The sequence below is a fragment of the Ornithinibacillus halophilus genome (assembly GCF_900129485.1).
GTDB lineage: Bacteria > Bacillota > Bacilli > Bacillales > Amphibacillaceae > Ornithinibacillus > Ornithinibacillus halophilus.
In genome coordinates, this window is the sequence record NZ_FQVW01000039.1 from 19641 (window position 1) to 30928 (window position 11288).

General features: G+C 40.1%; 11 protein-coding genes and 1 rRNA gene. 9 read left to right on the forward strand and 3 right to left on the reverse strand.

The window, feature by feature from the left end:
- Window position 1 precedes the first annotated feature (1 nt).
- From BUB12_RS13345 to BUB12_RS13385, 8 genes are all read left to right on the forward strand, one after another.
- The gene (locus tag BUB12_RS13345) at window positions 2–931 is read left to right on the forward strand and encodes an NAD-dependent epimerase/dehydratase family protein (RefSeq protein ID WP_072891425.1); all 930 of its coding nucleotides are present in this window, start codon (window positions 2–4) and stop codon (window positions 929–931) included.
- Complete coding sequence (locus tag BUB12_RS13350) at window positions 924–1895, forward strand: polysaccharide deacetylase family protein (RefSeq protein ID WP_072891426.1); 972 nt, start codon at window positions 924–926, stop codon at window positions 1893–1895. The genes BUB12_RS13345 and BUB12_RS13350 overlap by 8 nt, the downstream gene beginning before the upstream one ends.
- Before the next feature lie 3 nt (window positions 1896–1898).
- Window positions 1899–2720 carry a peptidoglycan bridge formation glycyltransferase FemA/FemB family protein gene (locus BUB12_RS13355; RefSeq protein WP_072891427.1) on the forward strand — a complete coding sequence of 274 codons (822 nt, stop codon included), beginning with the start codon at window positions 1899–1901 and terminating at the stop codon, window positions 2718–2720.
- 851 nt (window positions 2721–3571) lie between these two features.
- Entirely contained in the window at window positions 3572–4243 is a 672-nt protein-coding gene (locus BUB12_RS13365) for a sugar transferase (RefSeq protein WP_072891429.1), read from the forward strand.
- A 515-nt stretch (window positions 4244–4758) separates the two neighbouring features.
- Window positions 4759–5709: a D-2-hydroxyacid dehydrogenase gene (locus tag BUB12_RS13370; RefSeq protein ID WP_072891430.1), complete on the forward strand. Its 951-nt coding sequence runs from the start codon at window positions 4759–4761 to the stop codon at window positions 5707–5709.
- A 2-nt stretch (window positions 5710–5711) separates the two neighbouring features.
- On the forward strand, window positions 5712–6269 hold the full coding sequence (locus tag BUB12_RS13375) for a cob(I)yrinic acid a,c-diamide adenosyltransferase (RefSeq protein WP_072891431.1): 558 nt from the start codon (window positions 5712–5714) through the stop codon (window positions 6267–6269).
- A 194-nt stretch (window positions 6270–6463) separates the two neighbouring features.
- The gene (gene perR, locus BUB12_RS13380; RefSeq protein ID WP_072891432.1) at window positions 6464–6913 is read left to right on the forward strand and encodes a peroxide-responsive transcriptional repressor PerR; all 450 of its coding nucleotides are present in this window, start codon (window positions 6464–6466) and stop codon (window positions 6911–6913) included.
- A gap of 85 nt (window positions 6914–6998) precedes the next feature.
- Window positions 6999–7367 (forward strand): nuclear transport factor 2 family protein, encoded by a 369-nt coding sequence (locus tag BUB12_RS13385; protein WP_072891433.1) that lies wholly within the window; start codon window positions 6999–7001, stop codon window positions 7365–7367.
- Window positions 7368–7413: 46 nt separating this feature from the next.
- Here BUB12_RS13385 and pabB read toward each other — a convergent pair whose 3' ends face one another.
- The 3 genes from pabB to BUB12_RS13400 all read right to left on the reverse strand — a co-directional run bounded on the left by pabB (window position 7414) and on the right by BUB12_RS13400 (window position 10284).
- Entirely contained in the window at window positions 7414–9141 is a 1728-nt protein-coding gene (pabB, locus tag BUB12_RS13390) for an aminodeoxychorismate synthase component I (RefSeq protein ID WP_072891434.1), read from the reverse strand.
- A 2-nt stretch (window positions 9142–9143) separates the two neighbouring features.
- Window positions 9144–9716: an anthranilate synthase component II gene (locus tag BUB12_RS13395; protein ID WP_072891435.1), complete on the reverse strand. Its 573-nt coding sequence runs from the start codon at window positions 9714–9716 to the stop codon at window positions 9144–9146.
- 199 nt (window positions 9717–9915) lie between these two features.
- Window positions 9916–10284, reverse strand: a complete 369-nt coding sequence (locus BUB12_RS13400; RefSeq protein ID WP_072891436.1) for a YgzB family protein — start codon at window positions 10282–10284, stop codon at window positions 9916–9918.
- A gap of 714 nt (window positions 10285–10998) precedes the next feature.
- Here BUB12_RS13400 and BUB12_RS13405 point away from each other — a divergent pair.
- Window positions 10999–11288 (forward strand): 16S ribosomal RNA (locus BUB12_RS13405); the annotation flags it as partial.

An 11288-nucleotide genomic window follows, 5' to 3' on the forward strand; every position in this document is an offset into this window, starting at 1 on the left:
AATGAAAGTACTTATTACTGGTGGACTAGGGTTTATCGGATCTCATGTGGTCGATCAACTTCTAGAAATAGAAAACACCGATGTGGTCATAGTCGATCAATCTAATTCAATGAACACCTATTGGAAAAAGGAAAGTCTTACAATCTACCAAATGGATGTAAATGACCCAAAATTAGGTGCAATTTTTGCAAAAGAAAAACCAGATGTTGTCATACATTTGGCAGCTCAAGTTTCGGTTACTGAATCCATAAAGGCCCCTAGTAATGATGCATTAGTGAATATCCTGGGTACCATTCATGTATTAGAATGTGCAGTTAAGTATGGGGTAAAGAAGATTATTTTTTCATCAAGTGCAGCCGTATATGGTGACCCAGAGTTTATTCCGATAAATGAGAGTCACCCAGTTGAGCCCACATCTTTTTACGGATTATCGAAGCTTGCTTGTGAGAAATATATTCGATTGTTTCATCAATTGTATGGTTTGGAATATGGGATTTTACGATTTGCAAATGTGTATGGTCCACGACAAACAACCGATGGGGAAGCAGGTGTGATATCGATATTTATTGACCGACTTGTAAAAAGAACCCCGATTACCGTTTATGGTGATGGAACACAAACAAGAGATTTTGTTTTTGTAAAAGATATAGCTGATGCATGTGTGCGCATGGTTGATTGTAAGGATAGTTGCACGCTGAATGTCGGTAGTGGAAAAGAAACGAGTCTAAATGAACTCGTATATCTGTTATCGAATGAATTGAATGGAAATATGATTGTAAACTACCGCAACAAACGGGAAGGAGATATTACGAGAAGCTGCCTCCAAAATAATGCTATATACGAAAAGGTAGGCTGGAAACCGAAGTATTCAATGAAAACCGGATTAAAGAAGACTTTTTCCTTCTTTGAAATGAGGAATTCAAGTGGATGAACGAGGATTTTTTATCATCTCTCTAGATTTTGAGCTGTTCTGGGGTGTGCTGGATGTCTTTAAAAAAGAAGAATATGAACAACATGTTTTAGGTGCAAGAAAGGTAGTTCCTCAATTACTAGACCTTTTTCATCGATATGAAATTCATGCGACTTGGGCCATCGTTGGAATGATGGCTTTTAATCAAGTGGAGGATGTTGAGAGACATGTACCTTTGGAAAAACCAAGTTATAAAAATAAGAAGTTATCTCCTTACCGTATGGAACTGCTGAGACATCTTGGGAACGATTTATTATTTGCTCCACCATTACTACAACAAATTCAGAAAACCCCTGATCAAGAAATTGCCACCCATACATTTTCCCACTATTACACATTGGAAGAAGGACAAACGAAAAATCAGTTTCAGCACGATTTAGAACATGCATGTAAATTTGGTGTGGAGGAGATGACCTCTGTTGTTTTCCCCCGCAATCAAATTAATGAGGAATATCTACAAGTGTGCTGGGAGTTAGGAATGACAGCATATCGAGGCAATGAAGACACGTGGATTTACCGGTTGAAGTCGAATGAACGAAGAAGATGGGGGAAAAGGGCGCTGCGATTGTTAGATGGATATTTTAATTTATTCGGTCACCAGACGTATCGGTTGCGCGAGGTTTCTGATGGTCGGCCTGTTAATGTGAAATCGAGTCGCTTTTTAAAACCATACTCTAAGCGATTATCATGGCTGGAGCGATTACGGTTACGACGGATAAAAAAGGATATGACATATGCAGCAAAACATGGTGAGGTCTATCACCTATGGTGGCACCCACATAACTTTGGTGTGAATCAAAAAGAGAATTTAGCTTTTCTTAAGGAGATTTTGAACCATTATGTTTATTTGCAAGAAAAATATGGTTTTCAGAGCATGACAATGAAAGAGGCAGCAAGTATTGCATTAGCCAGGGAGGGGGAGTAAGCATTGGGAATTCAATGGAAGAAATATATTTTTACTATTAACGAGATTTTTGGAACGAATGATAGTGTGTCTGGATTGGGAAAAGCAGATGCCCACACCTTTTACCAGCAACAGGAGCTGGTAGAGCCTGAGAGAAAACTTGCGGTCCATCGCCAAGTCGTGACGTTATTAATTGATGTTACAAAAACAGAGGAAGCGCTACGGAAGGATATGAATCGAACTACTCGGTATCAAATTAATAAAGCATCTAGGGATGAGTTGACGGTTGAAGTGATTGATAAACCTACGATGGATGACGTTCTGGCGTTCGAAGGATTTTTTAACCCTTTTGCTGATGAGAAGGGAATTGAACGGTGCCGGACAGATCGGGTACGTGGCCTTATGGAAAGTGGCATGCTCGTGATCACGTATGTGTATGACAAAGAAGGCAGAAAACTAGCAAGCCATTTGTATATTAGCAATGGTCAGCGTGCAGCCATGCTGTATTCATGTTCAGGAAGGTTTACCAATGCCGATGTCCCTCCAATTGTCGTAGGTCGAGCAAATCGATATTTACATTGGCAGGATATTTTATATTTTAAACATGCTGGCTATCAATACTATGACTTCTTAGGGCTATCTATTAATGAAGAGGATAAAGAAGAACAAAACATTAATAAATTTAAAAAGGGGTTTGGAGGAAAAGAAGTAACAGAGTACCAAAGCTATATCCCACAGAACGGCTTAGGGAAAATGTTGGTATTGATCCTAAAGTTTCGATGGCGAAACCAGTTGGAAGTGAAGAAGGGGAAAGAAGTGCACCGGAGGAAGAGGAAAGAGGGGTGAACTGCTCTGGGGGTAGTGTTTGCTTGGGGGTGGGATGTACCTTGGGAGGGGGGTGCTCGACTTAGGGAGGGAGTCGCTCCACATGGTTTGAATCTCGCTCGGCTTGGGTTGGAATTCGCTCCACGTGGGGTGAATCTCGCTCGGCTTGGGGAGGGAGTCGCTCCACGTGGGGTGAATCTCGCTCGGGTTGGGTTGGAGTTTGCTCCACTTGGAGTGAATCTCGCTCGGCTTGGGTTGGAGTTTGCTCCACTTGTAGTGAATCTCGCTCGGCTTGGGTTGGGAGTCGCTCCACGTGGTTTGAATCTCGCTCGCCCCGGGTTAGAATTCGCTCCCCAAGCAGTCAAACTCGCTCGCATTGGGTTGGGATTCGCTCCACAAGTAGTCCACCTCGCTCGTCCCTGGGCAGAATACGCTCCCCAAGCACCAAAACTCGCTCGCCCCAGGGTGAAACTCGCTCCACAAGTAGTCCACCTCGCTCGGCTCGGGTTGGGATTCACTCCTCAAGCAATCAATCTCGCTCGCCCCGGGTTAGAATTCGCTCCCCAAGCAGTCAACCTCGCTCGCCCCGGGTTAGAATTCGCTCCCCATGCATCAAAACTCGCTCGCCCCGGGTTAGAATTCGCTCCCCATGCATCAAAACTCACTCGCCCCAGGGTGAAACTCGCTCCCCAAGTAAACCAAATCGATCGCCACACCAACCATCTCGCTCCCGACCCTACCAAATTCGCTCCACCCCCAACCTCCCAACCTACCACTATTAATTTAAATTACGTTTCTTTTACATAGTGATATACACTTCTCTTTTTGAATAGGATGTAATAGAAGTCCAAATTGGGAGAGGTGTAGTTGATATGAGTTTGCAAGAGTCAGTGCAGGCTAGAGAGAAGTCTGAATCTCATTTTTATATAAATCTACTTTTTATGGTGAAGCGGCTAATTGATATTATCATGAGTATTGGGTTGATCATTATTACAATTCCAATCTTTTTATTCATTTGCTATAGGCTCGCAAAAAAAGAAGGGAAACCTATTTTTAAGAAGGAATTATGTGTTGGAAAAAATGGCAAACAGTTTATTAAGTGGTCGTTTCGTACGACGACGATACCGTCTCAGGTGATTCGGTCATTGCCTCCACATCCGTTTCCACATAAGTGGGAGGAGGGTGTGCCTGACCATTTTCGTGTTTTGCATGGGAAACATGTGGCCTATACGATGACGGGGGAGAAGTTGCGTAAATATGGTTTTGATAAGATTCCTCAATTTTATAATGTATTAAAAGGGGATATGAGTTTGATTGGGCCGAGCCCTGAAGTCGTCGAGGTTGCTGATTATTATAACTCGAATCAACTAGGTCGGCTAAAGGTGCGCCCTGGTATGACGGGGTATGCGCAGGTTCATCGACTGACAAATGAGAAACATGGAGAGAAGGTAAAATACGACCTTCATTATATTAACAACATCTCCTATAAATTCGAGACAAAGATCTTTTTTCAAGCTATCAAACAACTAATAAAAAAGAAATAGAAAATAAGTAAAATTCCTTTTAGTTGTTCAATACACTTAATTAGCATTAAAATAGTAGTAAAGCTAACTGGAAACACAAAGAATGTGATGTAGGTGGCTTCTCAAATAGAAACACCATTTATAAATAGTGTATATCAAAGATGTCTAGCTCCGAGCGCCTGCGACTAGCGAAGGAACTACATAGATTTACTTCTCTGGCCTTTGTGCTGAGTAATCGCAGGCACAAGACTTTCTTCGCCTCCGTACGATAAGTCAACATCGACTCCGATACAAAGGAAGGCCGACTAAAACCGGACTTTGCGTCCAACATCGGCATACCCCTATGAAGGGGCATGTTTCCTTTATCTCCTACGTAGGAATGTTCAATTAAAATCGCCACTTTGCGTGGCAACATTGAACCACCTGGCATGGCCAGGCGCAAATGTTTTCGGTGGGGCGAGTAATCGCAGTCCCAGTCCTTACGTCGCAAAGCGGGCGCTCTCTAGCTTTTCTAATTGAACATGGGAGGAATTATTTTGGCTATACTTTTTTCTGCAAATGTATCATCTAAACATCGTGATGAACTAATAAAAAACTATCCAAATAAAACGTTTATTTTTTGTAAAGACATGAATGAGGCGAAGGAATATTTAGCGGATGCTGAGATTCTTGTGACGTATGGGGAAGATCTGAATGCCCAGCTTATCGGGAAGGCAATTCGTTTAAAATGGATTATGGTAATGAGTGCTGGGATGGATTTAATGCCATTTAAAGAAATTGAACGCCGTGGCATTATGGTAACGAATTCTCGTGGGATTCATAAAATTCCGATGGCTGAATATGCCATTTCCATGCTGTTACAGGTTTCAAGAAATGCGAAGCAGCTAATCGAGAATGAGCATGCTAACAAGTGGGACCGTTCGGTAAGAATGCATGAAATGAATGGCAATACGATGCTTGTTTTAGGAACGGGTGCTATTGGACAAGAAACGGCACGACTAGCAAAGGCATTTCAATTAAATACAATTGGTATTTCTAGAAGTGGAAAATCTGTAGAATTTTTTGATGAAGTATATGAGACCAATCAATTAGAGACGGTCTTACCAAAAGCAGATTACATTGTATCTGTTTTGCCTAGTACAGTAGAAACAAGATACCTCTTGAAGGACGAGCATTTTGAGCAAATGAAAGACACGGCAATCTTTTTAAATATGGGTCGTGGTGACTTGGTGAAAAGTGAGACGGTCATCAAAGCAGTAGAAGAAAATAAAATTGCTCATGCCGTGCTGGATGTGTTTGAACAAGAGCCTTTACCAAGCGACCATCCATTATGGGAAACAGAAGGGGTTACAGTTACTCCACATATTTCCGGGATTTCGCCGAATTATAATACACGTGCGTTAGAGATTTTTACTGATAACCTAGATAAATGGATGGCTGGTAAAAAAGACTATATCAATCTGATTGATGTTACTAGGGGGTACTAAAAATGAGAATTTATACGAGGTCTGGTGATAAAGGGAAAACATCGTTAATTTATGGGAAGCGTGTTCCGAAAAATGATTTGCGTGTTGAGGCGTATGGAACATGTGATGAGGCGAATTCAATGATTGGATTAGCACTTGGCTTACTAGAAGAGGAAGAGTGGGCTGGAAAAGAGGCGTTTGCCGAAACAATCCATCGCGTTCAAACGATTTTATTCCATGTAGGAGCAGAGCTTGCGACCCCAAGTGATAAAGAGGTTACGTGGAAATTGAAGCAAGAACATATCGATCAATTGGAAAAACAAATCGATGAGTGGGATCAAGACCTTGAGCCATTGAAAAACTTTATCTTACCTTCAGGGCATAAAGCATCAGCAGCATTACATACAGCGAGAACGGTTGCTAGAAGAGCTGAGAGAATTGCAGTTGGATTAGAAGAAGAGGTGCCCAATCCATTAGTTGTTTCTTATTTAAATAGACTGTCTGACTTTTTATATGTCGCAGCTCGTTATGTTAATAAACAACTAGGTGGAAAAGAAATCCCTTTGAAGGCTGACGTGTAATCAAGATAATAGAATGTTGTCTGTTTTCATATACTGATTAATAGAACAGCTCGATTTCCAGTCAATAGTTATATTCAAAAGCTAAATTCAATATACTTATATTGACAGAACGCTATAGGGAAGAGTACACTAATTATAAAGATTATAAATTAATAATAGTATTATTTATAGAACATTTATCGAAAGCGAGGTGCATGACGGTGTCCGAAAAGAAATTACAAAAAGCGATTGATTCATTAAAAGAGTCTGGCGTACGGATTACACCACAACGTCATGCAGTGCTTGATTATTTACTTAATTCCATGATTCATCCAACTGCAGATGAAATCTATAAAGCACTGGAAGGCAAGTTCCCTAACATGAGTGTGGCAACAGTCTATAATAACCTACGAGTATTGCGTGAAGCGGGATTAGTACGTGAGTTAACCTATGGTGATTCGTCTAGTCGTTTCGATTGCAATACGTCGGAGCATTACCACATTATTTGTGAGGAATGTGGGAAGATTGTTGACTTCCATTACCCATCATTAGATGAAGTGGAAGCACTAGCAGAACAAGTAACAGGTTTTGATGTTAGCCATCACCGTATGGAAGTTTACGGGAAATGTGAAGGTTGCCAAGAGGTTGAAACCCAAAAGCATTAATTACTACTAACATAGAGGCGTCCTAGAAATCAATCGGACAGCCTCTTTTTTTTAGTTAATATCATTTTCCTAAGGAGGCATATCCATGACAAATAAAGAGATCGCCGTTTCCTTTCTTACTCTTGTTGCTTCAGGAAAAGTGAGGGAGGCGTATGAACAGCATGTTGCGAGTACGTTCATCCATCATAATCCATTTTTTCAAGGAGATAGGGAGTCATTAATACTAGCGATGGAAGAAGATGCAGCACAAAATCCAGACAAGTCATTAGAAGTAAAGCATGCCATAGCAGAAGATGACCTTGTTACCGTACATTCCCATATGAAGCAGCAGGACAATACCCCAGGTTATTCACTCGTTCATATTTTTCGATTGGACGAAAATAAAATCGTAGAATTATGGGATATCACTCAACCTGTACCAGAAGAATCTGTAAATGAATATGGCGCATTTTAAAAAGCCGATTGGATGGTGAAAATGTCAAATCCAATCGGCTTTTCTACTATAGAAAGGTAACTTCTACCCATTTCCTTACACTGTTGATGAACCAAACGTTCGAACAAGCCTTCACGTCCTCAATCGTGAGAATGTGTTCCTTAATGATTCCGTCTCTTAATAAGGCTTCTCGATACGTCCCTGCTAACAACCCACATTCAACAGGGGGAGTGAACAGCTCTCCGTTCAGTTCGACAACGACATTGCCTAACGTAAATTCGGTAATTTCCTCATTCTCATTCCATAATAAAACATCAAACACATCAGGATTTGCTGCTTTTTGTTTTTCATATACCGTTCGATTCGTCGTCTTATAATATAAAAATGGATTGGTTTTATCGATTGGTTCCTTACTAAGGGCGACCTTAACTGTTTCTTTTATTGGGCTTGTTTTCTTTAGTTCGATTGTCGTCCGCCCATTCTTATCAACTAATAAACGTACTTTGTAAAAACCACTCGAATGACTTTTTGCCTTAATGTCTAGTTCTTCCCGAATTCGTTCTACATCAATGGGGTAGTCGAAAAATATTGCTGCACGCTGCAACCGTTGTAGATGTTCCTCTAATACAATATATTCTCCGTTATCTAAACCGAGTGATTCTAACAGGGAAAAATCCTCTGTTTTATTGGATAAGATTTTTGCTTTCGTAAGGACTTCTTCATATTCTTCTTCTTTCGTTGAATCCCAAGTGATTCCACCACCGACTCCATATTGAGCAGAACCGTTTTTGTTATCGACCACGACGGTTCGAATGGGCACATTGAAGATGGCTTCCTTTTCCGGAGTGATATACCCAATCGTTCCACAATACACTTCTCGAGGGGTATCCTCTAACTCATGAATGATGTTCATCGTACTGATTTTTGGTGCGCCAGTAATCGATCCACAAGGGAAAAGCCCTTTAAAAAGATCGAGGATGGTGGTGGTCTTTTCAACTTCTGCTGTGACAGTTGATGTCATTTGAAAAACGGTTGGATACGTTTCAATCGTAAATAATTCAGGAACTTGAACGGAACCGGGTTTGGCGATTCTCCCTAAGTCATTGCGCAATAAATCGACAATCATGACATTCTCGGCTCTATTTTTCTCCGAATGATATAACCAATCACGATTTTTTTGATCCTCATCAACAGTACTGCCACGGCCAACCGTACCTTTCATCGGTTTTGTCGTAACCTTTCCGTCCTTTAAGTGGAAAAATAACTCAGGGGAAGCAGACAGAATGGAGTAATCCCCAATATCTAAGTAAGCACTATAATTCGCTGATTGCGAGGAAGCCAATTGTTGATAATAGGCGATTGGGTTACCGTGGAATTTGGAATGTAACCGGATGGTGTAGTTAACTTGGTAAGTATCCCCTTGTCCAATAAATTCCTTGATTTCGTCGATTGACTGGTTATACTTCTCGATGTTCGTATTTGGCAACCAGTCTTTTACATAATAGGAAGATGAACTGGTTAGTTTATCTTTTTCTGGCTCCTGAAAAATCCCAAACCAAAGTAAAGGCATATTTGGGTTGTTATGTACGTGAAAAGCAGATTCAAAGGCGGGCGCAGCTTCATAGGAAAGATAGCCAGCAGCATAATAACCTTGGTTGACGGCCTCTTGCACATTTTGAAGACAAGGAATGACCTCATCAATTTTATTGGCAACAATAATCACAAGCGGATCTTGGAATAGTAAAGGTTCCTTTTTTCCGTTATCTTGCATGAATTCGAAGTAGAGTTGATTCATATTTACGACCTCCCATCACTGAAAAAATTATCAATCAATTGTAACCCGTGTTCTGTCAAAATTGCTTCTGGATGTGATTGGATTCCTTCTATTGGATAGTTCAAATGTCGAATGGCCATAATTTCACCGTTATTCGTCTGTGCAGTCACTTTGAGTTCATCTGGGATGGTGATAGGATCAATTAATAAAGAGTGGTAGCGTGTAACTTGTAATGGATTCGGTAATTCCTGAAAAATTCCTTTCCCGTCATGGGTAATTGCTGATACCTTGCCGTGCATTGGTTGTCTTGCTTTCTTAATCGTTGCCCCAAATGCTTGAGCGATGATTTGATGCCCTAAACAAACGCCTAAAATTGGGATCGCTTTATGAAAATGTGCAACAACTTCCAAACATACTCCAGCTCCATCCGGGTTACCTGGTCCAGGAGAGAGGAGGATGTGTGAAGGGGATAGGGAATTGATTTCTTCTATTGTTATTTCATCATTTCGTACGATCATTACTTCATATTGTAGTTTGCGGATGTATTGTACGAGATTGTAAGTAAAAGAATCATAGTTATCAATTAGTAAAATCAATGGAACACTCCTTTCCGTCTCATAACTTCTTATCTCATAGTATATAGGGAAATGATAAATTGTGGGAGTATTATTAATAGTTGATTTTCTATATTGGATAAAAAAGAATCAGTACCTTCCTAATGGAGGGAACTGATTCTGTCTAATAGACAAGAGAGTATTTCAGAGATGTCTAGCTCCGAGCGTTCTACGCTTTACTTTATTCTTGCTCTCTTCTATATTTTCGTTTGTTATATTTTTCATCAAACTCTTTACCTTCCAGGTTCTTATCAAGAGTTAGTGGTTGGTCACAATGCATGCAAGCATCCACTCGGCCTAACATTTTGGTTGGTTTCTCACAGCTTGGACATATAATCGAAACAGCCCTGACCGAAAACAACCCGATCCAAAAGTAAACAACCGTACTAAAAATGACGAATAAGACACCTAGAACGAAAAAGATTGCCATTAACCATTCGATTTTTTTCGTTAATAGGCCGATATACATAAACCCTATTCCAACAAATACTAATATTAAAGCGAATGATCGTATTTTATTTATTTTGTTTGAATACACTAACTGTGGCATTCCATATCCTCCTCTAAGTAGTACACCTATAGTATAGCATTTTTTACGAACGTTTAGAATGAATATATCGTTACCTGTACATAATAGTAGAAATCGATAAGATAGGCAATTGACATACATAGAATATAGAACATGCTGTTATTCTATAGGGAGTTTGTACAAGCTATCTTTATTGATATAACGACATTTAATAGATTATATTTTGTTGATTAGTATAGTATGGAAAAATTAATTTAAGATTGTTGTTGACTTTTATTATACAACCATGGTACATTTATATCCGTCGCCAAAACAACTGCTTATTAACGACAACTATTAAAAAAGTTTCTAATAAAAGTTGTTGACTTAACAAGATGCGACATGTTATATTAAGAAAGTCGCTAAAACAAAGCGATAACGATTTAAAAAATGTCTTGAAAAAAGTTCTTGACAAAAACAATCGAAAAATGTTATATTGTGAAAGCTGCTATTCAAAGCAACGCACAACATTTGCTCTTTGAAAACTGAACAAAACAACCAGTATGTTTAGGGAAACTTGACTTATCGCCAGTGATGGCGAAAGGCAAAGTTGAACTTATGCAAACTAGAAGTTGTAAAACTTTTAGTTTGCCAAGAGAAAAGCAACCGTGTTTTTCTTTATAAAAAACCTAGAAGCATTGCTTCTAGTAGCTAAGAACTTACCTATAATTGATTGGTGTCAATTATAGACAAACTTTTTTGGAGAGTTTGATCTTGGCTCAGGACGAACGCTGGCGGCGTGCCTAATACATGCAAGTCGAGCGCGTGAAACTCACTGAACTCTTCGGAGGGACGTGAGTGGATCGAGCGGCGGACGGGTGAGTAACACGTGGGCAACCTGCCTGTAAGACTGGGATAACTCGCGGAAACGTGAGCTAATACCGGATAATACTTTTAATCACATGGTTAGAAGATGAAAGGCGGCTTTTGCTGTCACTTACAGATGGGCCCGCGGCGCATTAGCTAGTTGGTGAGGTAACGGCTCA